Origin of the sequence: Novosphingobium gossypii (assembly GCF_050433305.1) — a bacterium.
Taxonomy (GTDB): domain Bacteria; phylum Pseudomonadota; class Alphaproteobacteria; order Sphingomonadales; family Sphingomonadaceae; genus Novosphingobium; species Novosphingobium gossypii.
This window is the reverse complement of the sequence record NZ_JBNPXM010000006.1, coordinates 297,233-321,649: the sequence shown is the minus strand read 5'-3', so window position 1 is coordinate 321,649 and position 24,417 is coordinate 297,233. Positions and strand designations below refer to the sequence as shown.

The 24,417-nt window shown below is 63.4% G+C and carries 21 protein-coding genes; 6 read left to right on the top strand and 15 right to left on the bottom strand.

Features of this window, described 5'->3' with window-relative positions:
• Positions 1-284 precede the first annotated feature (284 nt).
• The 3 genes from GGR40_RS13730 to GGR40_RS13720 all read right to left on the bottom strand — a co-directional run bounded on the left by GGR40_RS13730 (position 285) and on the right by GGR40_RS13720 (position 4,443).
• On the bottom strand, positions 285-1,196 hold the full coding sequence (locus tag GGR40_RS13730; RefSeq protein WP_429276802.1) for a Ros/MucR family transcriptional regulator: 912 nt from the start codon (positions 1,194-1,196) through the stop codon (positions 285-287).
• A gap of 224 nt (positions 1,197-1,420) precedes the next feature.
• The gene (locus GGR40_RS13725) at positions 1,421-4,024 is read right to left on the bottom strand and encodes a PAS domain-containing protein (protein ID WP_429276801.1); all 2,604 of its coding nucleotides are present in this window, start codon (positions 4,022-4,024) and stop codon (positions 1,421-1,423) included.
• A gap of 149 nt (positions 4,025-4,173) precedes the next feature.
• Complete coding sequence (locus GGR40_RS13720; protein WP_429276800.1) at positions 4,174-4,443, bottom strand: GlsB/YeaQ/YmgE family stress response membrane protein; 270 nt, start codon at positions 4,441-4,443, stop codon at positions 4,174-4,176.
• 258 nt (positions 4,444-4,701) lie between these two features.
• Here GGR40_RS13720 and GGR40_RS13715 point away from each other — a divergent pair, with 258 nt between their 5' ends.
• Positions 4,702-5,439 carry a Crp/Fnr family transcriptional regulator gene (locus GGR40_RS13715; protein ID WP_429276799.1) on the top strand — a complete coding sequence of 246 codons (738 nt, stop codon included), beginning with the start codon at positions 4,702-4,704 and terminating at the stop codon, positions 5,437-5,439.
• A 48-nt stretch (positions 5,440-5,487) separates the two neighbouring features.
• Here GGR40_RS13715 and GGR40_RS13710 read toward each other — a convergent pair whose 3' ends face one another.
• Positions 5,488-6,909, bottom strand: coding sequence for a sensor histidine kinase (locus GGR40_RS13710; RefSeq protein ID WP_429276798.1), 1,422 nt, complete (start codon positions 6,907-6,909; stop codon positions 5,488-5,490).
• 85 nt (positions 6,910-6,994) lie between these two features.
• Positions 6,995-7,537 (bottom strand): hypothetical protein, encoded by a 543-nt coding sequence (locus GGR40_RS13705; RefSeq protein ID WP_429276797.1) that lies wholly within the window; start codon positions 7,535-7,537, stop codon positions 6,995-6,997.
• 74 nt (positions 7,538-7,611) lie between these two features.
• Here GGR40_RS13705 and GGR40_RS13700 point away from each other — a divergent pair, with 74 nt between their 5' ends.
• The 3 genes from GGR40_RS13700 to GGR40_RS13690 all read left to right on the top strand — a co-directional run bounded on the left by GGR40_RS13700 (position 7,612) and on the right by GGR40_RS13690 (position 9,141).
• Positions 7,612-8,466 carry a formate/nitrite transporter family protein gene (locus GGR40_RS13700; protein ID WP_429276796.1) on the top strand — a complete coding sequence of 285 codons (855 nt, stop codon included), beginning with the start codon at positions 7,612-7,614 and terminating at the stop codon, positions 8,464-8,466.
• Between the two features lie 68 nt (positions 8,467-8,534).
• A complete protein-coding gene (locus GGR40_RS13695; RefSeq protein WP_429276795.1) occupies positions 8,535-8,894 on the top strand; it encodes a hypothetical protein in 360 nt (119 codons plus the stop codon).
• A 16-nt stretch (positions 8,895-8,910) separates the two neighbouring features.
• Complete coding sequence (locus GGR40_RS13690; protein ID WP_429276794.1) at positions 8,911-9,141, top strand: hypothetical protein; 231 nt, start codon at positions 8,911-8,913, stop codon at positions 9,139-9,141.
• Positions 9,142-9,361: 220 nt separating this feature from the next.
• Here the strand turns inward: GGR40_RS13690 and aac(6') are convergent, their stop codons facing one another.
• From aac(6') to GGR40_RS13675, 3 genes are all read right to left on the bottom strand, one after another.
• Positions 9,362-9,832, bottom strand: coding sequence for an aminoglycoside 6'-N-acetyltransferase (aac(6'), locus tag GGR40_RS13685; RefSeq protein WP_429276793.1), 471 nt, complete (start codon positions 9,830-9,832; stop codon positions 9,362-9,364).
• A gap of 75 nt (positions 9,833-9,907) precedes the next feature.
• Entirely contained in the window at positions 9,908-10,183 is a 276-nt protein-coding gene (locus GGR40_RS13680; protein ID WP_429276792.1) for an HU family DNA-binding protein, read from the bottom strand.
• Positions 10,184-10,299: 116 nt separating this feature from the next.
• Complete coding sequence (locus tag GGR40_RS13675; RefSeq protein WP_429276814.1) at positions 10,300-10,884, bottom strand: PRC-barrel domain-containing protein; 585 nt, start codon at positions 10,882-10,884, stop codon at positions 10,300-10,302.
• 271 nt (positions 10,885-11,155) lie between these two features.
• On the opposite strand from GGR40_RS13675, the gene GGR40_RS13670 reads away from it, so the two are divergent.
• On the top strand, positions 11,156-11,635 hold the full coding sequence (locus tag GGR40_RS13670) for a DUF4142 domain-containing protein (protein WP_429276791.1): 480 nt from the start codon (positions 11,156-11,158) through the stop codon (positions 11,633-11,635).
• A gap of 52 nt (positions 11,636-11,687) precedes the next feature.
• Here GGR40_RS13670 and proP read toward each other — a convergent pair whose 3' ends face one another.
• Complete coding sequence (gene proP, locus GGR40_RS13665) at positions 11,688-13,211, bottom strand: glycine betaine/L-proline transporter ProP (RefSeq protein WP_429276790.1); 1,524 nt, start codon at positions 13,209-13,211, stop codon at positions 11,688-11,690.
• A 325-nt stretch (positions 13,212-13,536) separates the two neighbouring features.
• On the opposite strand from proP, the gene GGR40_RS13660 reads away from it, so the two are divergent.
• Positions 13,537-13,899 carry a DUF4440 domain-containing protein gene (locus tag GGR40_RS13660; RefSeq protein ID WP_429276789.1) on the top strand — a complete coding sequence of 121 codons (363 nt, stop codon included), beginning with the start codon at positions 13,537-13,539 and terminating at the stop codon, positions 13,897-13,899.
• A gap of 119 nt (positions 13,900-14,018) precedes the next feature.
• Here the strand turns inward: GGR40_RS13660 and GGR40_RS13655 are convergent, their stop codons facing one another.
• The 6 genes from GGR40_RS13655 to GGR40_RS13630 all read right to left on the bottom strand — a co-directional run bounded on the left by GGR40_RS13655 (position 14,019) and on the right by GGR40_RS13630 (position 24,265).
• On the bottom strand, positions 14,019-15,725 hold the full coding sequence (locus GGR40_RS13655) for an ATP-binding protein (RefSeq protein ID WP_429276788.1): 1,707 nt from the start codon (positions 15,723-15,725) through the stop codon (positions 14,019-14,021).
• Positions 15,726-16,269: 544 nt separating this feature from the next.
• The gene (locus tag GGR40_RS13650; RefSeq protein ID WP_429276787.1) at positions 16,270-17,520 is read right to left on the bottom strand and encodes a replication initiator protein A; all 1,251 of its coding nucleotides are present in this window, start codon (positions 17,518-17,520) and stop codon (positions 16,270-16,272) included.
• A 244-nt stretch (positions 17,521-17,764) separates the two neighbouring features.
• Complete coding sequence (locus tag GGR40_RS13645; protein ID WP_429276786.1) at positions 17,765-18,829, bottom strand: ParB/RepB/Spo0J family partition protein; 1,065 nt, start codon at positions 18,827-18,829, stop codon at positions 17,765-17,767.
• Positions 18,830-18,960: 131 nt separating this feature from the next.
• The gene (locus GGR40_RS13640) at positions 18,961-20,175 is read right to left on the bottom strand and encodes an AAA family ATPase (RefSeq protein WP_429276785.1); all 1,215 of its coding nucleotides are present in this window, start codon (positions 20,173-20,175) and stop codon (positions 18,961-18,963) included.
• Positions 20,176-22,031: 1,856 nt separating this feature from the next.
• Entirely contained in the window at positions 22,032-23,045 is a 1,014-nt protein-coding gene (locus GGR40_RS13635; RefSeq protein WP_429276784.1) for a ParB/RepB/Spo0J family partition protein, read from the bottom strand.
• A complete protein-coding gene (locus tag GGR40_RS13630) occupies positions 23,042-24,265 on the bottom strand; it encodes an AAA family ATPase (RefSeq protein ID WP_429276783.1) in 1,224 nt (407 codons plus the stop codon). The genes GGR40_RS13635 and GGR40_RS13630 overlap by 4 nt, the downstream gene beginning before the upstream one ends.
• Positions 24,266-24,417 lie beyond the last annotated feature (152 nt).

Sequence of the window (24,417 nt, the reverse complement as noted above, 5' to 3'; positions counted from 1 at the left end):
CATCGCTCCCCGCTTTCTTGCGTCAGGGGGAAACCAGCTGTCCGTCCATTCAGGCGACCGCTGCAGAAGCGTGCTTCGCTGCGGTGAAACGGCCTTTAAGCGCCGTTCGTGAGTCGGTCAAACACTAATTTCAAAAATGTTTTCAACAGGGCGAAAGGGCGGCGGCGGCGGCTGCCGCCCCCTCCGGCCGCGTGGGCGGATACGAACGCTGCGGTAGCTCGAACGTGTGGTGCGAGGAGCCGGATGAAAGAAGGGCCGCTGTGCAAGCGGCCCTTTCATGATGATTATTCGGCTTTGTCCGCAGGAGCGGCATTCCGGGGTGCGCGCGCCATGCGCTTGGCCCGTGCCGGCTTGGCCGTAGCTTTGGTCGCGTCTGCATCTGCCGGTGCCGCCGTGGCTTTTGCTTCGTCCTGTTCCGACGCAGGCTTGGCCTCCTTGCCCTTGAACAGGCCGAGCTTGCCGCGGCTCTTGGCTGCAGGCTTTGCCTTGGCTGCATCGGGCGTGCTTGCGGCAGCGGCTACGGGCGCATCGACCTTCTTGGCCGAAGCTTTTGCAGCAGTCGGTTTACCAGTCTTGGCCTTTGCTGCAGTCTTGGAAGGCGTTGCCTTCACCGGCTCGCTAGCAGATGCGGTGCTCGTGGAGGCCGGTGCGTCAGCCTTGGCTGGAGCCTTTGCGGGCTTCGACTTGGTGGGCGCACTGCGCTTTGTCGGTGCGGTAGCGGGAGCGCTCTCCTTGGCGACCTCGGCGTTCGTCGTCTCCTCAGCGGCGGCGGCAGCCTTCCCGGCCAGCTGCTTGCGATTGCCGAGACCGATCTGCTCGGCAATTTCGCGGCGGCGGGCGGTGAAGGTGGGGGCCACCATCGGGTAGCTTGCCGGCAGGCTGTAGCGCTCACGATACTGCTGCGGGGTCAGACCGTTGCTGGCCAGATGCCGCTTTAGCGTCTTGTATGGCTTGCCATCAATCAGGCTGAGAATGTGGTCGGGAGAGGAAAGGCTTTTGCGCACCGAAACCGCGGGCGTGTAGGTCTGCACTTCGGGTTCTGCCGACGCCGGAGCGGCATCTTCGACAAGAGCGGCACGGGTGGTGCGGATCAGCCCTGCAATATCTTCCGCAGCGACCGTGTTGTTCGACAGGTATGCGCTCAGAAGCTGCACGGTCAGACCGGCAATGTCGGAAGTGATTTCGGTTTCAGGCATCGATCGCGCCTCTCTTCTGCGTTGTGTGACCAGGTTCAGCAGTTGCCGGAACGGCAGCTTTCAAGGCATCGCCGCGATTGACCCGCTTTTCAATGAAAAAGATGACAAAACGGCAATGCCTGTTCGTAATATGGACTGAAATTCCGAAAAAAGAGCCGAAGAGCGGTGTCGCGCACATCCGACAGGAGTTGGATGGAACCGCTTTGCGCTATTGCGCTGCTACTTCAGCAAAGCAGCCTGGTGATGCGCTGGCGCATTGCGTCCATCGAGAACGGCTTGGTCAGCACATGCATCCCGGGATCGAGATGGCCGTGGCTGAGCACTGCGTTTTCAGCATAGCCGGTGATGAACAGCACTTTCAGATCGGGCCGGCTCAAACGGGCGGCGTCGGCGACCTGCCGCCCGTTGAGCCCGCCCGGCAGGCCCACGTCGGTGATCAGCAGGTCCACTCGTGCATCGGTCTGTAAAATACGCAGGCCTTCCGCACCATCGCCTGCTTCGACGACGCCGTAACCCAGGCCTTGCAGGATGTCCGCGACGAGCATCCGGATTGCCGGTTCGTCGTCTATCACCAGCACGGTCTCTCCGTCCTTCGCCTGCGGACCGACCGCAGGCTCGGCACTCATCGCTTCAGGCAGAACATCGGCTTCGCCGGCGTGGCGGGGCAGATACATGCAGACCATGGTGCCTTCGCCCAGTTCCGAATAGATCCGGGTCTGACCGCCCGACTGGCGGGTGAAACCATAGATCATCGAAAGCCCCAGACCTGTGCCCATGCCGATCGGTTTGGTCGTGAAGAACGGATCGAAGGCCTTGTCGATCGTGTCCCGGTCCATGCCGGTCCCCGTGTCCGACACGCAGATCGACACGTACTGGCCCGGCTCCATGTCCCGCTCGGCGGCGGTGCGCTCGTCAATCCAACGATTACCAGTTTCGATGGTCAACTGTCCGCCGTCCGGCATCGCGTCGCGCGCGTTGATGCACAAATTGAGCAGGGCATTCTCAAGCTGGTTCGGGTCGACCAGTACCGGCCACAGCCCGGCGGCATTTACGACCTCCACCGCGATGCCGGGCCCCACGGTGCGCTGGACGAGGTCGGTCAATCCATTGACGAGATCCTTCGCGTTGATGGCCTTGGGCGCCAGGGTCTGGCGGCGGGAGAAGGCGAGCAGACGGTGTGTCAGCGCCGCCGCCCGACGCGCCGCCCCGTGCCCGGCCGCCAGGTAGCGCTCGACGTCCGCCACTCTGCCTTGCGCAAGGCGGGTCTGGATCATCTCCAGACTGCCGGTAATGCCCGTGAGCAGATTGTTGAAGTCGTGCGCCAGCCCGCCGGTCAATTGCCCCACCGCTTCCATCTTCTGCGACTGGCGCAGCGCTTCCTCCGTCGCCAGCAGTTCACGGGTGCGTTGTTCGATCTGTCGTTCCAGCGAAGCCGCGAGATCGGCAAGCTCTATCTCGGCACGCCGCCGCTCTGTCGCCACGCGGGTCCGTTCTGCCACTTCGCGAATGAAGGCGAGTTCGTCTTCGGGCCATTCCCGCGCCGTGGCGTGATTGAGGTACAGCAGCGCCACCAGTCCGCCGTGTTCGGTGAGCGGCATGTTGACGACCGCCTGCGCACTGATTGCCTTCAGCGCGGACGCCCCGTTCTTCGTGCGGGGATCGCGTTCGGCGTCAGCGATGATGACGTCTTCACCGCGCTTCAGGTTCTCGATGTAGGAGCCGTAGTCGCGGAAATGGAGCACGCCTGCCAAAGACGCGATACCCTCGGCGTTCCAGTCCCGCTCGATCGTGATGGTTTCGGCGGCAGGATCGATGGAACCGTATCCGGCGCGGCTGACCTCCAGCGCCTCGCCAATGATCCGCGCAGCGGCAAAGGAGATGTCTGCCGGGCTTTCCACGTCCCGGAACACGTCGCTGAGTGCGACGAGCGCCGCGCGCATCCGCTCTGCACGGCGGGCCTCGGTAACATCTGAAGAGACGCCGGCAAGGCGCAGGGGCTTACCCTGCGTGTTCACGAAAGGCTGGCCGCGCGATGACAGCCAGCGCACTTCGCCCGATGGGGTGACGATGCGATAGGTCTGTTCGAAGTCGGCACCGGTGAGCCGCGTTCGCTCGATCGCCTCTGCATTATCGGCCCGGTCGTCCGGGTGAATCGCTGCCATGCGGTCCTGCAGGGAAAACCTCTGGTCGGCATTCAGGCCGAACAGCGTGCGGCAGGCGGGGGAGGATGTGAGTTCGCCCGTCTCGAAATCGATGCTCCAAGTGCCGAACCGCCCTGCCCGCAGCGCAAAATCCAGTTCGCGCTCCTGTTCGCGCTGCCGGTGCAGCCGGTTGGTGAGTTCGGCCATGAGCGCCGCGTTGGATTGCTCCAGCCCGGCAAGCCGTTCACGCTCAAGAGTGACATCGACCTGACTGGCAAAGAAATAGGCCAATGCGCCCGCATCGTCGAAGACCGGCGCCAGCAGCAGGCGGTTCCAGAACGGCTCGCCTGAATTGCGATGGTTACGGATGTCTATCTCGATCGACCTGGCGCCGTGCACCGCGTCGTGGATCGCCCGTACGGCATCGAGGTCGGTTTCCGGCCCCTGCAGGAAGCGGCAGTTGCGGCCGAGGATCGCGTCGCGCTCGTACCCGGTCAGCTTGCAGAAGGAATCGTTGGCAAAGACGACGGGATTGTCGTCCAGACGCGGGTTGGTGATGATCATTGGCATCCGGGTCGCCCGGACGGCTGCGACGAAAGGGTCCGTTCCATTATCGAGGCCAAGCACTTCGGCTTCGATGCGTTCGGCATCCTGGCTTCGGGCGCCGCCGTCTGCGAAGTTCGCCATATAACTCAACCCGGTGGATTATTGTCGTATAGCCGCCAACACGCGGCGTGTGGCGCAAGGAGGGACGATGCGCCGCGTCAATGACCTGAAAAGGTGACACCGGGCCTGCGGATCACCGGGGGCGATCCGCAGGCCAGTTGCCGCCGTCTTTAGCGGACCGAACCACGACGGAAAAGGTTCACGATCGCCAGCAGCACAACGGCTCCCAGGAACGAGACGATCAGCGAACTGAAGCTGTAGTCACCGTTCATGATGTTGCCGCCGCCGATCAGCGGGTTCAGCAGCAGGCCTGCCAGCACTGCACCGACGATGCCGACGACGATGTTCAGGAAGATCCCCTGCTGGGCATCCCTGCGCATGACGAGGCTGGCGAGCCAGCCAAGAACACCGCCAATAATGATCAAGATGATAATGCCCATGATTGTAATCTCCTGTTGACGAGCAGAAAACCTCACTGGGCAAGCAGGGTTCCAGACAAATCTGAGGAAGATTGCTGATGCGACCGGCATCGTCGCCGTTGAGATGGAGGCGGGGCCGTGTTCATTGCGGAATGGACCATGAGATGTGGGAATATTTTACCGCTACGGATCGCTCGCGCATCTTGCCGTAGTGCGTTGTAAAATATGTTAATGTCGAAAAATCGACAATCTGCATGGGGAAATTCCCAGGAGTTTCCAATGCATCCGCCCTTCCATCGTCTTGAAGAATTCGTTCCGTTGTCAGCCCCTGAACTCACCCTTGTCGCCGGGTGGGCGGCGTCTGCGCGGCGGGTCGAGCGGGGCCACAGCATCCGCCGCGAAGGGGATCCGGTGAATGGTGTGTTCTTCCTCATGGAAGGCTGGGTCAGTTCGTCGATGATGCTGCGCGACGGGCGCCGGCAGATCGTCAAGGTTCACCTGCCCGGCGACATGCTCGGCTTTCCCAGCCTCTCGCTGGTGCAGGCCGGGGAAAGCCTTGACGCGATTACCGATGCTCGGGTGTGCACGGTGTCCAATCGGGTGCTCGGCAGGCTGCTTGCCGAGGCGCCGCGCCTCGCCCTCGGCTTGATGCTGAGCACGCAGAAGGAGCGCGTCAATCTCATGCGGCAGCTGTCATGGGTTGGCGCGACGTCGTCCACCGAACGCCTCGCCGCGTTCCTGCTCGACCTGCATGACCGGCTGTCGGCTGCGGGAATGGCGCTGGGCGGAGGCTTCGATTTCCCCCTGACCCAGCAGCAGGTGGGGGAACTTCTGGGCCTCACCCCGGTGCACATCAACCGCACCTTCCGCACGCTCGACGGCACCGGCTATATCAGGCGGTCCAGGGGACGGATCACCATCGCCGATTTTCGTGGGCTGCGAGGCCTGTCCGCCAACGGCACGGCCCCTTTCGCCGGTCAGGCGGCGTGGACCAGGCTGGGGGAACCGGCGCGCTGAAGCGTTTCGGCGTGGCCTGAACGGACACATTGAACAGCCTTCCGGCCATCACGAAAGCAACAGGGTCATGCGGCAGTGAACGCCGGCGGGATCGTACGCGATTGCCGCCTGGCAACCTCGGGCGGCACCCACACCACCTTCGATCAGGCGGCTGCCGAAGCCCCGCCGATCCGGGACGATCACGGCGGGGCCGCCCGCTTCCACCCAGTCCAGATGCAGAGCACCGTCTGGCCCCTCCCGCTTCCACGACACGGTAATGAACCCTTCCTGATTGGAGAGCGCCCCATACTTGATCGCATTCGTGGTCAGTTCGTGGAACGCCATCGTCAGCGCCACCGCCAGCCGGGGGCTGAGCGGCACGTCGTCGCCTCCCACCGCAACACGATCCATCGCCGGCCCCGCCGCCGCCGAGATCGTCTGAAGCACCAGTCCCTTCAGCGACGCCCCTTCCCAGTTGCGCTGGGTCAACAGGTCGTGCGCTCCGGCCAGCGCCATCAGCCGTTCGTCGAAGGACTGCCGCGCCTTGTCCGAGGAAGGCAGCCCGCGGAAAGACTGCGTCGCCAGGCTCTGCACTATGACCAGCGTGTTCTTCACGCGGTGGTGCAGCTCGTTGATCAGCACTTCCTGCTGCTTTTGCGCCTGCACGCCTTCGGTGACGTCGTGCCCCTGCACGAGAATGGCGGTGGCCTGTCCGTCCTCGAAGATCGGCTGATAGATGAAGTCGAGATAGCGCCGCTCCAGCGCAGCGCCGGGCCTGACTTCTAGATCGACCTCGATCGCATGACCGATATAGGCCTGCCCGCTGGTCCGCACGTCGTTCAGCAGGTTGACGAAGCCCTGCCCCACCACTTCGGGCAGCGCCTCGACGATGGGCAGCCCTATCAGGCTCTCGCGCCCGACAAGTTTCAGATAGGCATCGTTCGCCATCTCGAACGTGAAATCGGAGCCGTCCAGAACCGCGATGAAGCCGGGGGCCTGCTTGAACAGGCCGGTCAGCCACGAGCGTTCCGCCTCGAGCGACATGTTGCGCGCCTGCACCGCGCTGGCCCGCCGCACCACGCCCATTTCGTCACGCAACCGGCGCAGGTCGGCTAGTTCGGTGACGTCCACGGTGTGCTGGAGGATGAAGGCAAGGTTGCCCTCTTCGTCGAGCAGCGGGGTATGCGTGGCGCTCCAGTAGCGCTGCTCCATGACACCGTCAGGCGTGCTGATGTCGTAGCGGATCATGGCGATTTCGTCAGGCTGGCGGGTGGCGATCACCCGGTCCAGCGACGCGCGCAGCAGTTCGTGGCTTTCCGAACCCGGCTCGCTGGGGAACGCGTCGAACAGGCGCTGGCCCAGCAGCGCTTTACGATCGCGCATTGTCGACCGCAGATAGGCGTCGTTCGTCCAGACAATCGTCTCGTCCGGTCCAATCACGATGTAGGGACTGGGTGAAAGACCGCACAGTGCGGCAAAATCAATGTTCATGGCGCGGCTTTAACAGCCCTGCCCCCCGTTTGCTCCCTGCAAATACCGGGCGGCTCACATAAGCGAATAACGTGCAGCGGAATGCTCACGCTTCCCAAGCGTCGAGCGCGTCGCGATAGTTTCTTTCTTCCGCCGCGCGCCGCTGCTCCAGCTTGCGCAGGGCAGCATCCCGCTCCTGCCGCAGCGCCTCGCGCTCAGCCCGAAGGGCATCGATCTTCGCTTCGATCGCAGCCAGCCCGGCAGCATACCCTTCGCTCTTGCGCGAGAGGGCAGCCTCGGCGCGGTCCAGGCTGGCCCGGCTGGGCTTCGGCGTCTTCTTCTGCTTCCTCGCCGCAGGAGCGGGAACAGGGGCATTTCGGGCGGACGCATCGGCCCCGCGGCGTGACCTTTTGCCTGCCGCCGCCAGATGTTGTGCGGTGGTCCCGCGCGCGACGCGGATTACCACGCCGGGCTGTGCAAGCGCTGTCTTCGTCAGCTTCGGATCGGTCACCGGCTCGGCGCTGCCGCTGGCGAACAAGTCGGTCGCCGCGCCCCACGCCTCCAGAGCCGCCTTGCGGCTCGTCGCCGCCACGTAGGCATCGTGAAAGCCGATCGCGGTTCGGAACACCTTAAGGGGACGCTTTGCCATCCATCTTCAACGCGCAAAAGGCGGATCGGCGCCCCGTGCGGGAACAAAACCGCGTCTCGCCGGTCCAATCCATCATGCAAACCAAAGCGGACGACGATCGCCCGGACCAGCCGCACGAAGATCTCGACGCGCAGGAAGTGCGCGACGTGGAAGAGCGGAGCGCCGGTTCCTCCCGCGTCGTCCACGAGGTGGTGCGGCTGCAGGGCGAAGAGGAACTGGACCGCCCTGCGCTGGCCCTAACGCTGTCCGGCATCGCGGCGGGGCTGGGCATCGCGCTGTCACTGATGTGCGAGCTGTTCCTGCGTAGCCACCTGCCCGATACGGACTGGGCGCCGCTGGTTTATTTCCTGGGTTATCCAGTGGGCTACCTGATCGTCATCATGGGACGCCTGCAGCTGTTCACCGAAAGCACCGTCACCGCCGTGCTGCCGGTGGCGACCGCGCCCACCGGGGCCAACCTGGCGCGGCTAGCCCGGCTTTGGTCCTGCGTGATCATCGGCAACTTGGCCGGTGTCACCCTGGTCAGCGCGCTGATGGCCGGAGAGGTCATCATAACGCACGAACAACGCCTCATCGCCCTCGACATTCTCGACAAGCTGGAGCTTCAACCCTGGACCCGCACCCTGACGCTGGGCATCCCCGCCGGGTTCATCATGGCCGCAATCGCGTGGGTACTGCCCAATGCCAAAGGCAGCGAGTTCTGGGTGATCTTTGTCCTCACTTACGTCATCGCGCTTGGCGGGTTCGCCCATGTCGTGACCGGATCGTCGCAGGCGACGTTCCTGTGGCTCAGCGGCAGCATCGACGCGCGCGAGGCGTGGCTGGAATTCACCCTGCCCGCCCTTCTCGGCAACATCATCGGTGGCACCGGGCTGTTCGCGGTCCTGGCACATGGCCAGATGCGCAGCGACCTGAGTGGTGATCCATGAGCCTTACGGCAGCATCGAACCTTTTGCGCCCAATCGGCGTTGAGTGAAAAACGACAGGAGAGCGCTCCATGATTTCCCGTTCCCTTCTCCTCATGGCCGTGCTGGGACTTGCCGCGTGTGACGGCCCCCACGAACGCGCCGGAAAGAAGCAGGACGAAGCCGCCGCCACCGCGGCTGGCATGGATTACACAGGCTCAGGCCCGGCCGAGCGTGCGGGCGAAGTCCAGGACAAGGCCGACGCCGCCGCGGCAGAAGCGCGCGACGCCTCTGCAGATGCATTGAAGGCCGACGCCAGGAACCTGGAACGGCAGGCAGACGTCGAAGCCGAAAAGCTGGAAGCCCGCGCAGATCAACTGCGCGACGCCGCCGAAAAGAAAGCTGACGGCCTCAAGCGCGAAGCCGACCAGCTTCGCAAGACCGCCCAGTGACGCAGGAGACGATGGAATGAGCACGATCTCGACAGGCCGGAACAGCGGCGATGGCCAGCCTCCGCACGATGTGGATGCCCATAACGCCAACCAGCGCGATTCGGACAGGGGGCTGGCCGGTGTGGAAGCCAAGCCTTTCGCCGACGCCGCAAAGCGCGCACAGGCGGAGGTGGCCGATGCGGAAGAGAGCGATGCGGCTTCGCAGGAGAACCTGATCTCGGCGCGGCGCAATGCCGGGCGCGACTAGGCTTTCAGCCCTCGCCTTCGATCAGCCCGGCGGCGTACATGCACAACGCGCTTGGCACGGAAAACACCACGGCAGCCGCCAGGAACGGCAGCGCCAGGGCAAATCGCAGTGTCGAAGTCATCGCATCCTCCAGATCATCGTCAGCACGAAACGCGCGCCTGTGCGCAAGGTGCCGAGACTTTGATCCAGTTGGAGAAATTGGCTTTAAGGGCCGAGATTATCAGCTGAGCCGCCGCGCCTCTGCCAGGACCTTGCGGAAATAGACGACGCGCTCGGTCTCTTCAAAATCCAACGCTATGTGCATCGCGTGGGATGCTATGTTTTCCAGCAGGGCGTCGGATGCCAGTTCCATGCATCCCTGGCTGCGTGCCCATGCCTCCACCGCATCGACAAGGCCGCGTCCGATGCCTTGGCGGCGTCGGTCTTCGGCGACATAGAGGCCTTCCAGGAAGGCGACCGGCGATGTCTCGCAGCCGTTTACATAATCGACACGCAGAGCCGCTTCGGCAAAGCCCAACAGCCTGCCGCGCAGGTCTCGCGCCACGAAGCCGACCATACCGTTCGGCTCGGCCAGCAGTTCCAGCAGATCGCTGCGATGGTCAGCCACCGATCCGTCCGGCCACAGTTCCGCACGCAACGTGGCCCATTCATCGACATCTGCGGCGATGCCTGCCGCGATTCTCACGATCATGCGGTTCGATGTCCGGCGCGTGCAGGAGAAGCGGGACGGGGAGCGACGCCGTGGGCGCCGCTCCCCTTTCCACGGTCAGCCGTTGAGCTTGTCCTTCACGCCCTTGGCGGCGGTGAAGGTCAGCTTCTTGGATGCCTTGATGGTCATGGCCTCGCCGGTGGCGGGGTTGCGGCCTTCGCGTTCCGGGCTGTCCTTGACCTTGAACTTGCCGAAGCCGTTGAGCGAGACTTCCTCACCCTTGACTGCGGCGTCGCCGATCGCATCGAAAACGGCGTCGACGATCTTGCGAGCGTCGGTCTTGGTGATGCCATGGTCGGCGGCAATGGCCTCGGCGAGATCGCTGTTGTTCATCAGAAGTTCGTCCTGTCGCTGTGTCTGTCTCTAACACCGCAGCCGGAAAAGACCGAGCTTCGCGGCGTTGGCGTACCATGGATCAACAAAATCAGCGTGCAAGGCCACAAAGCCCGTCACAGGGCCTTGTGCGACGAGTTGTCCACAGCCTGTGGACAGCCTTGGGCCTGATCGGCCGATGGAGGCCACTGCCCAGGCTCCAGAATCGGCATCCGCCCGAACTCGGCGCCCGTCATCAGCACCCGCAGCGCGTGGCAGCCGAACTCGATCCGCTCGTGCGGCACCGCGCGCAACTGTTCGTCGATGCCGGCGAGCCCGCCGGTCGCCACGACGACGTAGCTGACCCGTCCGCTGGCACATTCCAGCAGTGCCTCTACGGCGCGGCCAAGGTCCGTGCCCGACTGGTCCACCACCTTCATCCCGCCGAAGCCGGTGGCAGTGAACAGCGTCGGCGTGGCAGAACGACGACTGGCGGCCTCGGCCGCACGCGCGCCATCCTCATACGCCGACTGCCGGCCCAGCCAGCGCCAGATGCCGATCAGGTTGACCAGCGTCAGGAAGCCGTTGGAGGCCAGCAGATTCATCTGCCCGGACGTGAACCCGACCAGCGACCACGCGACGGAGCCAAGCGTGAACACCACGAAGCCCCAGCCGGTCACGCGGGCGCCCAGGTTGGCTGCCGTCATCATCGCCGCGATCATCGTGGCGGCAGGCGCGACCCAGCCGGCAAGTTCCTCCACGCAACACCTCTTCAACGTTCATCGATGCAGAGCGCAAACGGCGCCGCAGTTCCATGTTCCCGCTCCCGCCCCCAAAGCCGGGCCGGGATTGATCCACATTACGATAGAACCGCGCCCTGCACGACGACGCCGGCAACGTGGACAACATGGATCAGCGCGCCGCGCCCGTGCAGCAACCGGGGAAGGCAGAGCCGGTTGGGCGTCAGAAGTTCACATACCCAGGAGAATGCCCATGAACAGGTTCATCATCGCCGCCGCCGTCAGCCTGACAGCCCTCCCCGCCCATGCCCAGGTCATGAGCGCGCCGGACTACGTCGCTGCCGCAGGTGCCGGCGATCTCTACGAACGCGAATCAAGCCAGATCGTCCTGTCGTCCACCGCCGACCCCAAGCTGAAGCAGTTCGCCCAGACGATGATCGCGCATCATACCAAGAGCACGAAGGACGTCGTGACCGCCGCCAAGGCCGCGAAGATTCCCACCATGCCGCCCAAGCTGACGCCGGCGCAGGCGCAGATGATTGCGCAGCTCAACGCCCAGACCGGCAAGGCCCGCGACATGGCTTACGTGACGCAGCAGAAGACCGCGCACATGCAGGCGCTGACGCTGCATCAGGCTTATGCGAAGGATGGCTCGGCCAAGCCGCTGCGCGATGCGGCAACCACCATCGTGCCGGTCGTCCAGCACCATATCGAGATGCTCAAGACGATGTAAGGTACAGGACAACCGACCGCGCGAGGCGTGCCTTGCGCGGTCGGCCGCCGGATTAGTCTACCAGTGCCGGAGCGTGGGCCGGTGCCAGCCGCATCCCGCCCGCCGGGGCCGACGCAGGCGGCGCCGAATGTTTGGGCAGCACGGTATCGACGGTCACCGGGTCGTCGTTCTTGACTAGCGCCACGGCTTCTGCCTTCGTTTCCACCGCAGGCGGCGATCCGCGCAGTGGCATCCCGGCGGTTTCCTTGACGGTCAGCATCGTAAGGAGGCCGATCGTGGCCGCACCCATCAGGTAATAGGCGGGCATCAGCGGGTCGCCGGTCTTGTCCACCAGCCACGCGGTCAGCAGCGGCGTCGTGCCGCCGAACAGGGATACCGAGACGTTGAAGGCGATCGAAAGCGCGCTGTAGCGCACCGGCGTATAGAACAGGGCGGGAAGCGTCGACGGCATCGAGCTGGTGAAGCAGACCAGCGCAATCCCCAACAGCATCAGGCCCAGGAAGATCAGCATGTCGTTGCCGGTGCCGATCAGCAGCATGCACGGGATAGACAGCACGATCAGCGCGGTGCAGGCGCCGATGATCATCGGACGACGGCCCAGCCTGTCGCTGAACAGCCCGCCGACGATGTTGAGCGGCATCATCACCACCATCACCAGAATGATCAGCAGCAGCCCCTTGCTGGGGGCATATCCCATCGTGACGCTGAGGTAGTTGGGCATGTACGTCAGCAGCATGTAATCGGTGACGTTGAATACCAGCACCAGCCCCACGCACTTCAGAAGCTGGGCGCGGTGAATGCGGAACAGGTCGCTCAGCTTGGAACGGCCCACTTCACGCTTGTCCAGTTCCTCGGAATAGGCGCGGAAGGCGGGCGTTTCTTCCAGCTTCAGACGCATGTAGAGGCCCAGCAGGCCCAGTGGTCCCGCCACCAGGAACGGGATGCGCCAGCCCCACGCCAGCATGTCCGCAGGGGTCAGCAGCATCTGCAGGGCGGTGACCGTGCCCGCGCCCGTGATGTAACCGCCCAGCGTGCCGAATTCCAGCCAGCTGCCCATCAGGCCGCGGCGGCGGTCGGTGGAATATTCAGCGATGAAGGTCGCAGCCCCGCCATATTCGCCGCCGGTTGAAAAGCCCTGAATCAGCCGCGCGGTCAGCAGCAGGATCGGTGCCCAGATGCCGATTTGCGCATAGGACGGGATCAGGCCGATCGCGAACGTGCCTGTCGCCATCATGATCATCGTCAGCGCCAGGATCTTGTGGCGGCCGTAACGGTCCCCCAAGGGGCCGAACACCAGCCCGCCCAACGGCCTGACGAGGAACGCCGCCGTAAAAGTCGCCAAGGTGGCGATCAGCTGCGCAGTCGGGCTGCCCGAGGGGAAGAAGACATGCCCCAGCGTGATTGCGATATAGCCGTAGACGCCGAAATCGAACCACTCCATCGCGTTGCCCAACGCGGCTGCGCCCACGGCACGATTGAGAGTAGAACGATCGACGATGGTGACGTCACTGACGGACAACTGGCTGCTGCGTTTGAACCAGCCGAATTGGGCGCGGAGCGCCTGGCTAGCGGACATATTTTTCTCCGGTTCCGCCGAAAAGCGCGCGCAAGCAATGCACACAGCACATGGCAGATGAGGCCGATTGACGGCCGGGATGGGAAGCGACGCCAAAAAAGGCATCTAGCGGGTCCGAACGCCCTTAGACACATAAGGTTGCAAAAGGGGGAATCTATGGACCAGCCGTGCGCTGGGCGGGACGGACAGAACACCTAGCGCGATTTTGATGGCTTCCGACGACCTCCGTATGTCCTGCCAGGCGCTCCGCCCGGCTTATCCCGGCGCAAGATGTGGGAACGCTTTGCATTCCCCCGGTCTGTCGCAGATAAGCGAAGGAGAACGTATGGACGACGATCGGATCTGGGATTTCGAACGCAGCCTCTGGCTGGGCGACGCGGCGCAGTATCGCGCGCTTGTGGATGACGAATGCGTCATGGTCCTGCCGCAACCGCCTTATGTCTTTACCGGTGCGGCAGCGACCGACCGCGTGAGCGGAACGCCGCACTGGCAGGAAGTCGCCTTTTCCGGCCAGACCGTCATCCGCCCGCAGGAAGGGCTGATTGTCATCGGTTACACCGCACGTGCATCGAGAAAAGAGGGCGAGGACTACGAAGCGCATTGTACGTCCACCCTGCGACGGTTGACCCACGAAAAATGGCGTGTCGTGCAGCACCAGCAGACCCTGTCTGCCGGATCGGTGGGCTGACGACGCATGTTTCCCCCGGGAAACGCGCGTCGCAAAACAGCCTGGTGAAACTGATTCTAGATGTGCTTCGAAAGGTGGGCAGTGTTCTCATCAGCGTATGAGTTGCCGCCAGCGCGCGCTTAACTACCGTTGCGGACCAGCGTCAGGCCGGAGCCGTCGTCTTGTAGACGCAGCCCCGGCTGGCCCGCCACGATATCACGGAAGCTGGCAAAGCGCGGCGGCTTGAGTAGGTAGCCCGCCGCGCCCAGTTCCGCTGAACGGCGCTGGTCGGGTTCGTGGTCCGACCCGCTGCACATGATCACGGTCAGCTCCTCAAGGGCATCGTCGTGCCGGATCTGGTCGAGAAGGCTGAACCCGTCGATGTCCGGCATGTTGATGTCGAGCAGGATCAGGTCGATGTCATTGTCGGGTTCCGACAGGATACGCTGCGCCTCCCGCCCGTCGCGCACGCTGCGCAAGTTGCAGCGCAGGCGGGGGCGGCGAAACAGCGCCATCTCGGTCAGTTCCAGATCGGCTTCGCGATCATCGACGATAAGGACGGTGGCCATTTCATCGTCTTCGGTGGAAGTGCCATCCTCGGTCGCAGCGCCCGCCCTGCCCTGTGTCGCTCCCTGCCCAGATGGTTCGGCATCGGGAAGCGAGAAGTGGAAGGCCGCGCCCCGCCCTGTGTCGGCCCCTGAAGAAGATCGGCAGGCTATCTCGCCGCCGTAGAGCGCGACGATGCGTCGACAGATCGCCAACCCCATCCCGGTGGCCTCGTTGCGGTGAACCAGACGACGGAACGGCTGGAAGATCTGCTCGCGCTGATCCAGCGCAATGCCCACGCCATTATCGCTGACGACAAAGGTGCGCTGTCCATCCGCCATCTCCTGCCTGATGGTGACAGTCACGCCGGGGGCATTGTGCAGAACGGCATTGGTGATCAAATTCTGGAACAGCTGACGCAGATGAACCGGGTCGGCCCTCAGTGACGGCAGGTCGCCATGCACGATCGTAGCCTCCCGCTCGGCGATGATTCGGGCCAAGTTGCCGCGCACGTCGGCCATCACGTCCGCCAGCGGGCACGTGGCATGGTCAAACCGCTCCGGCGCATCGAGGCGCGTATACTGCCCCACCGAATCGATCAGCGCGCCCATCCGTTCGGCAGACTCCCCAATGTAGCGGAGGTACGTGGCCTGCTTCTCCTGCGCCCCTTGCTCTGCTGTTGGCCCTTGCCGCAGCAGTTCGGAGAAGGCGATGAGGGTTCGCACGGGCTCACGCAGGTCATGGGCCAGCGCACGGGTGAAGACGCCCAAGCTGGCGTGCTGTTCGCTGATCCGCAGCTTCTGCTGCTGAAGCGTGTGCACAGCGCCCTGCAGCCGCATGTAAAGCTCGGCGTTCTCCAGCGCCACCGACGTCGTGTCAGCAAGCGCCTGGAGGATCGCCAGTTCCTCCGTAGAGGGTTCGTGATGGTCGGACCAGTAATTGCCGATGGCCCCGATCGGCGCGGTGCGGCGGATCGGGATCATCGCCAGGCTTTTTACGAAAGTGGGCCGATAAGCCTCGACCGGCACGCGCGGGTCGGCGTAGACATCGGGGATCACAACACTGCGCGCATTGAGCATCGCCCACCCGCTGACGCAGGCGCTCATTGGAAAGCGTCGGCCCTTCCACAGCGGCGCGATCGCGTTTTCCTCGACGTAATAGCATTGGTCGCCATCGCGCAGTACGAACGTGGCACCATCAGCCCCGGTCAGCCCTCGCGCTGCATCGCGCGCGACCGCGCTGACGGCGTCGAGATCACGAGCGCGCGAAAGGTCCTGCACGACGCTTACGAGGCTCTCCATCGCTGCCACGTAGAATGTGGAATACGTGACTGAGCTGACATGCGGGGGTGTCGGCGTCCATCGGCGTGTCCTTCGATCTCGCGGAAATGCTCCCAACAGTAGGTCTAGGCTCGGGATCTTGCCCCGGGTTTAATCGCTACTAGGCATTCATGCGGAAGGCTGGCCGCGGACATCTTCCCTTTTCATGAAATGCCAAAGGCTTCCAGCAGGTTAGAATGGTTTTAGGGAATCTGTTACAAAGGTTAGAGCGCTGCGACCTATTGCGACTCGGCACGGATCCTGCGAGTCGCACAATCCTGCTGTTCCCGGAATGTCGAAAGTATGTTCCCGAAAGATCGGCGGTATCGTTCCCGATATGTCGATGCGGTGTTCCCGATAGGTCGACGGCTACGATCGCGGCGTTCCCGAAGTGTCTAAGCGGCAAATTGAAGCCGAATATTTGAATCACTTTTAGCGCCCTCCCGCCCGACGATGTTCAATTGTCGTTCGGGAGGATGGTGATCGAGCAGACGATAGGATGACACGCGACACTTCGGGAACGCCTTCAACCCCGCAACTGGTGGCGATGTTTTGCGTGATGACGTTTCACCCAACCGACGAAAGCACGCTGCCAGTCGGCAGGGGTGCGATCCTGATCGGCGCCTACCCAGCGTTCGAATTCGGCATGGAGCGCGTAAAGATCCCAGCCTGGACATTCGCGGCGCAGGAAGTCGATGGTCTCGTCCGTCATGAACCCGCGCGTCGCATTGTCCGACAGACCTGCGACGGTGGAACGGACCAGCCCGCGGACATCGACGGCGCTGTCCGCTGAGACACCGGACGTCCCGTCATGCCCCTGTGCCTGCCGCCTGACTGCCGAAGGGCGTTTGCGAGCCCCCAAAGCGACCCGCTCTTCGCCCCTTTCGTCGTCCTCCACGTGCGTCTTCGGAGCGGCAGGCAAGGCAATCTCGGCACCCCCCTTCCCGTCCACCCGGCGCATTCGGATCATCGGTTCGCCATCCTTGGCCGTCTCGACGCTCAGCGCGTAGCCGGGCAGGTCATCCTTTTCGGCCAGCTTGAGCATCTCGAACTTGAAACGACGGTATTGTCCTTCCGCCCCGGACTTTTCGAACAGCACGGGCATGGTGATGGCGAAGCCGCCCTCCCCTGCCCCGCCGGCGTGTTTGCGTGCCACGCGGTAGAGCCAGCGTTCGCGCCCACCGGTGATGTCGAAATAGGCGCGGTCGATCGACAGCACGCCGCCCTTCATCATCACGCCTTCCCAGAACCAGTTGGACAGCTCGATGGTCATCCCGCGCGATCGTTCGGTCTTTTCATCGACCAGCTGGGTCCAGCCATCCAGCCACGAGAACGTTGCCTCGCGCCGATTCTCCGCCCGAAGGTTGGTCTTGATCGTGGTGGCGACCAGCCGGTCCAACGCCTGGCCGAGCAATTCGTAAGCCCGTCCGGTAGTTGGCCGACCGATGGCGCGCAGCAGATCATAAGGCATCAGGTGCAGCTTGCGCGGCACATCGTTGACGCCCCGGCGCGCCATATCGGCCAGCACGCTGGCGCAGTAGATCAGGATGTCGGCATCCCAGATCGTCGCCATGCCATAGTCCGGGTTGGCGCTGACATGGACATGCACCTTGCCGTCAGGGCTCGTGTAGTCGATCGGCTTGGCGCGCTTCGTCTTCGCAAGGCTGAAGAACGGCCGCTCCATCATCTCGCGCTGATCGCGCAGAGGCAGGTCGGCTATGTAGGGGAGGAAAAGGTCGAACTGTTCGCTGACCGTCGTCTTCTTGGCGCGGGTCACGCAAGGATGCCTTCAAAGTGTTTCCCCGGGGAAACTTTATTGAAGGCGGCGGGGGAAAATACCGAAGCCATCATCGCAGACCCAGTCACCGTCGCCTTTGCGCGTCCAGAAGCGCTGGTTGCGCATGGCGATGATGAAGGCCCATGGCACCCTGGCGGAACGCTGCGGCGCGCGCGACGTCGCGAGCGGAGGGAGCTCGGAGGCAGCGGCCCTCGCATTACCACTTCCGCTTTCTTCGTCCCGGTCACGCCCGCAATCCCCTGCCTTCGGACTCAAGCTGAGCCAGCAGTTCCCGCACGGCATTGACGGTTTCCTCAAATGTTGCCCCAGACCCCGCGTGCAGGCGCAAGGTCAGCCCCTGCCGGTTTTGCGACTGGAGCGATGCTACCGGCCGACCCGAGCCTTTGTGCGGAATGGAGTGCATCACCGGCTTCTCCTGCTCAGCCTCAGGCGCGGCAAGCAGCGCACGCAGGACATCCGCGGCGGGGAGGGCAGGGCGCATAGCCTCACGGCGGGCAGCCTGTTCCCGGGCGAGGCGCGCGGCTTCCTTGCGAATCGCAGGAGCCTTGTCCTTGTCGTCCAGCGCCTGCGCCAGTGTATAGGCGGGCTTGAGCTGCACGTCAGCGGGGGAGGCGAAGGCGGCGACAACGGCATCGGGAATCGCGGCGACCTTCAGCATCTTGGACAGCCAGCCCTTCGACAGCTTGAGCCGTTCTGCCATGCGGGTGAGATGGTTGCCATAGTGCAGCTTCATTGCATCGGCATAGTTGCGCGCACGTTCGAGGTCGGAGACGTCCTTGCGCGCACGATTTTCTATGTCGGCAATCCGAAAGGCGGCTTCGTCGTCCAACTGCGCCACCTGAGCCACGAACTGCATATCCGGGTAGGAATGCGCCCGCAGCCAGCTGATCGCCCAGTGACGGCGGGTTCCTGCGATTACCTCGTAGTCATATGTGGGATCACCTTCGATCCGCCGCACGATGGCGGGCACCTTCTGGCCGTTTTCCGCGACGATGGACTCGATCAGTTCGCGGCAAGACTCTTCCGAAAGGTGGGCATAGCTGCGCGCGTTGCCGCTCCACGGGCGAACCCGCGCAGGATCGAGCAGCAGCTGGGTTACCTGCCGCACTTCACCGCTGGCGACGCGGGCGAGGGCGCTTTCGCGGCCCAGCAGAGTGGTGCCCCGGGCGCGCTCGGCGCGTTCGATGCGTTCGGGCTCGGCACCAGCACCTGGAGCCACGACGGCGGTGGGAGCTTCCTCTTCTTCGGAGAGCAGGGCGGCGAGATAATCGGATTGCTTGCGGGCCATGACTTTACCTCGGGCGGGGAGATGTGGAGCGGAGGATTTCCCGGCCGCGTTGCGCGCAGGAAGGTGAAAGTTTCGCCGTTTCCAGGAATGTTTCCCCGGGGAAACGCGCGGGGCCGATGGCAGGAACAAGGTCAGCCATTGACCAGCAGCTCCTCGTCTACCTTCTGGCTGCGGCCCCATCCGGTACGAACCAGCTGTTCGATCTGGCCAAGCGCTTCGTCCAGGTTGGCACGGCAGCGTTTGTGCGTGCGGGGCGTACCGATCGGTTTTTCCAGCTCGTAGATCGTCATCATGCGGAGCGCCGCGTGGCTGATCTCGGCGCTTTCCAGAATTGGTACCGGCAGCAGGGCAGGGCCGAACGTCTGCTCCATGATTGCGCGAACCATTTCGTGGCTGGGGTCGTTGCCGTCGAACTTGGAGCAGAGCAGGCGCACAAAGGAATAATCGACCGAGATTCCCGCGCCGGTCAGCTGCTCCAGCACCTGGTCCATCATCGAGAGGAACTGCACGGTCGAGCAGAAATCCGGTGTGGTCGCCGCCAGCGGCACCAGCAGGGCGTTGGCAGCCTGCATCACGGCCAGGCTGATCGTGCCCAATGCGGGTGGTGGATCCAGGATTACCACGTCGTAGTCCCGCGCGAGATCGGTCAGGCCCTGCTTCAGCTTGCGAAAGCGCGCGGCCAGCACCGATTGCCCGTCTGCCCCGGCAGCCGCTAGTTCGTATTCGACGTCAAACAGTTCCAGGTTGGAAGGGATGAGGTCGACGTTCGGCCAAGGCGTGCGCTTTACCGCGTAGAGCAGGTCGGCCTGGGTGGGATCGATGGAGAGATAGGGATAGAGCGTCTCTTCGCGCGTGATGTTGAAGTGCGGGTTGAAGCCGAACAGCGTCGTAGTGGTTGCCTGGCTGTCGCAGTCCACCACCAGCACGCGGTATCCCTGCACCGCGAAGTAATGCGCAAGGTGGGTGGTGACAGTGGATTTGCCAACGCCGCCCTTGAAGTTCTGTACCGCAATCATCGCTGGCACGTCCAACGGTGCGCGGGCAGGGGAAGCGCCCAGCACTTCGCGCATATTCAGCAGCTCCTCCACCGAATATCCAATGCGCCGGCCAGTACCGCTCGCCGGTGGAGGCGGCAGGCGGCCGTCATCCTCGGCCATGCGGATGCGGTTGGTCGAGCAACCGAGCAGCTGCGCAGCCTCGGCGATGCCGAAACGGACGTTGAGCCCCTTGCGACTTTCAGGCAGGAATGCCCGCTTGCGCAGGCGCTCGATCATCTTCTCACCTGCTTGAGCGAGATCACCGATTTGAGACAGGATGGGATGCGAATCCGACAAGACCGGCTCCATTGAATGTTTATGTATTTAATCATTGCATAATACCTTCAAGCGAGCAAGGTGGAGCGTATTTCTTTGCGCATTGAGCCTTACCTGAGCGGTACGTGTGGCCGAGCTAAATGCCGGCCCGAGATATTCGTGAAAGAAGCAGTAGCTGTTCGTGCTTGATGTGTCGTCGTTGGTCGACCAATCCGTACAGAGCGCAAGATGGAAAGGTTTCGAAGGGCGAGTTTGCGGCGGCCGGCGGAGTCAGCCTGCGCTTCATGGTCGAGCTAGCGCGCGGCAAGAGCGACGGTGTAACTACTCAGGTTTCTGGCAGTGGCAGGGGCGCTGGGCTATTCGCTGGACATCGCGCAGCCCGGCTGGTCGAAAGCATATGAGCCTTGCAGTGCATGGTCGCCTAGCGATCTGGCGTACCCACTGCGTGATCGTAAATCTGGCCGTCGATCAAGGCGGGGCCGTGCATGTCGCTTGTTCCCCGGAATAGCAGGCGGACGCCGCCGCGCTGCCGCTTGTGTTCCAGGCCTCGTCGAAGTTAGATGCGCATATCCCGATGCCGTGTTCGACGGCCTGCTGCCCGAAGGGGGCAGCGCACCGCAGTAGAGGCATGGTCAGGTGTGCCGGGCAACAATTTCGTCCACCCGCTTAAAACTCTTGGGGGGACGTTGCAGGTGCGCTATCGTTTTTCCCGATTGGGGAGGTGCCGCCCGCCCCCTGTGAATCACTCTACGCCGGCCATGGACAAGGGCGCGTCTGCCCCGGTGTTGGAGCATCCACGGCGCGCACCTATGTTGGCCTGCGGTTGGACCGTTGCGGCTGCGCAAGATAAGTTGTCCGTGGTGGCGGTGGCGGTGGCGCGCGCCGGCAAGGTATCTATCCGGCTGATTAAGCCAGACTTTTTGCGCTTTCCCGATCCTGCTGCCAAAGAGGCGGCTCGCCCGGCACCGCTTGCGCGGTCAGGCGGGGGGCGGTGCAGGCGGAATAGCGCGCCGCCGGGGGCAAGAGCGCCTGACCCGCTGGTACAACGCCTCACAACCGCTTATCCCGGAATCGCGGGTCGAGCGCCTCCATCAGGAGGATTTTGCCCAAGGCTCTGCGTGCCATGCAACTGCAAGTATGCGACGGAGGTCAACCCGCGTTTCGCAATGCCATCCTTCGCTGCGCTGCGCCATTACCCGTCGAACGTGGGAGGTGCCGGGGCCGGCGAAGTAGTGCTGGCCCCGCTCCACGATACGGTCACAACGCGCGTATGGGATGGACTGTCGCCGCGCCTCGCGAGACGTTTCGGCGGCGCGGGCGGTCGATGAGGAGTGTGCCGGGCCTTGCACGAGAAGTCGCAGCCGACCTCGTCATTACGGCGGTGCGGTAAAGCGCGGTGCTGAAGGCGCATGCTAACGTTGGTCAAGCAGAAGGTCGGCACATTTCCCGACGGGCTGCCGGAAAATTTTTGGCTTGGGAGGCTATCTCAGGCCCAGTCGGCGACGGGTGTGAGTTAGACTATGCTGAACATTCTCAACGCGCTCCAAGGGCTTCTGACGGCATTTTTGCTCTTTGATCTTAGAAAAGCATTTGTGCAGAGGCCGCGTTAGGCTTGCCGAAAGCGCGTGGGAGGAAGAAAGAGGAACTTGCCGTCATCCTGAATGCGCGGCGTGGCAAGGTGGGCGTCACGGGGTCGCAGAACAGGTCGGCCCTGTGATTTTCGACCTCTGCGGCCCAAGGGCATGCCCCGGTTCAGCGTGCCGAAGTTGCCGTATTTGCGACAAAGACTATCGAGCCGTTCTATCCCACGCGTGGGATAATGGTTCAACAATATGTAATGAAACAGGAAATCGTGAATATCAGGTTTGCACGAGGTCCGGCAGCTGCGCCTAGCGCGCGAGTTTCTTCCGGATTTTCGCATCCTCAATCAATGGGCGTAGGGCCGCAAGAATCTCGTCAGTTGAAATATCTGTCGGGTTGAGCGTGAAAGTCAGCCCGCGAGCCTGATTGCGGTCGATCTGGCCGATGCGCGTGCCGTGGGCTTCGATGATGGCCTTCTGCACGCGACCCCGCGACGGGGCGGTGGTCGCCTGGATCAACCGAGCGACGACTTCCGCGCCGGGGATCGGCTCTTCGTCGGCAGACTGGCGGGCCTGCTGCTCCTCGGCGATACAGGTCGCGGCGTCCTCCAAGAGGGGGAGCGCGGCGGGATTTCGTACCAGCGGCAGCAGCTTGTCGCCGTGGCGTACCTGCAGGTCCATCGGTGAGTGGAACGCGCCCACCACGACCGCCGGCAGGTCCGTCAGCCCTATGTAGCGGGCCAGACTGGACTTCGACAGCTTCACCCGCTCTGCCATGCGCGACTGAACCCCATCATAATAGGCATCGACCGCCGCCTTGTAGTTGATGCCCCGTTCGAGGTCGGAGATGTCCTCGCGCTCGCGGTTCTCGATGTCGGCGAGGCGGAAGGCCGCTTCGTCATCGATGTCCTCGATGATGGCGACCAGTTCGATGTCGGGATAATGGTGCGCGTTTAGCCAGCTAACGGCCCAGTGGCGGCGGGTTCCGATCACCAGCTCGTAAGGCAGCGCAGCTTTGGGCGTGCGACGAACGACCACAGGGATGCGGTTGCCGTTTTCCGCCAGGATGGAATCTATGAGGCTGCGCAGGCGGTCTTCATTGAGCAGGGCGTAATCGCGTGCATTCCCCGCCCAGACCGAGCATTCCGCCGGTTTCAGCCTGATCGAGGGTTTCTTGACCATGCGCGATGCCTCCCCGAAAGCGTCGAGGCGCTTGGCGGTAAAGGTCGAGCGCGGCTCTGCTCGGGGGGTATCCTCAGGCACGAGCACCGGCTCTGCCGTGGTGGACGCCAGAGCTTCAGTGATGAGTGAACGCCGGCTCATGCCGCGGCACTCGCATGTTCGGCGACGGGGGCGCCGATGCCGGTGGAGGGCCACTGTTGCCGGATCTGCTGCAGCACTTCGCCGAACACGAGATCGAGATTCTCGCGGCAGCGGTTGTACGTCGCGTGCGAAGCCGAGGGCCTGCTTTCGTAAACCGACCGGAACGCCTGCGTGGCGTTCTTGATCTCTTCGGAGGCCAGGATAGGTTGGCTGAGCAGGAAGTTCGCGTACGTGGCCTGCATCATCCTCCACATGTCATGCTCTCCGGGTTTGCTGGGCGTGTAGGCCGAACAGACGATGCGGATGAAGCCGTAATCGACCGGCGTTCCATGCGCTTCAAGAACCTCGATGTTTTCTGCGATCGTCTCCATGAAATGGATGGTCGACAGATAGTCCAGCTGGCGCGCGGGGACCGGCACCAGCAGGCCAGTGGCGGCCGCCATCACGTTGAGGCCGAGGAAGCCCATCGCCGGCGGCGGATCGAGCAGGATGACGTCGAAGTCCTTTATGACGTCGGACATGCCGATACGCAGCCTTTGCAGCCCTTCGCGCACAGCCTGCCCGCCTTCGCGCAGTGTAGCGGTCAGATCCCACTCGGCGTCCTGCAGGCCAAGGCTGGAGGGAATGATCTTGATCGTCGGCCACGCGGTGTCGCGAATGGACCGACCGAAATCGTCGAAGGTGCTGCGCGGCGACAGGTAGTTGCCCAGCGTCTGCTCGTCGTCGATCAAAGATTCGGGCTGAATGTCGAACATCGTGGTGGTCGACGCCTGCGGGTCGCAGTCCACCACAAGTACCTTGTAGCCATGTAGCGCGAGGTAATCGGCAAAGTGCTTGGTGATCGTCGACTTGCCAACGCCGCCCTTGAAGTTCTGCACGGCAACCACGACGGCGTCCTCGTCCTGAGCCTTTCCGGGCCGGATGCCCAGGGCGTCGCGGATGATCGTGAGGTCTTCGAGGGTGTAATACCGCCTGCCGTTGGCCAGCTGCTTGGGCGGGGCAAGGCGACCTTCCTTCTCCGCCTTGGCCAGCGCTTCAGGTGTGCGACCGACGAGGTCCGCCGCCACGCCGGGACCGAGAGTCAGATCCAGGACCTTGCGATCTTCCGGCTTGAAGACGATCTGCTTCACCCGGTCGCGCATCGCCTCGCACGAGCGGGTGATGGCCCGCAATTTGTTGACGGTGTAGGACATTGCTGCAGCGTACCCTTGAGCGGTCACGAACCGGGGCTTTGGTCCCGGATGGTTCGTGTTCCATGCACCGGATGGAGCGCCGAAGTCAAACTGCAGGTATAGCGCGCGGTCACTCGTCATGCACAGGCCGCGCGCGACAGTCGGCTGCCGGGCCGGCCATATCCGGACGGCCCCGGCCC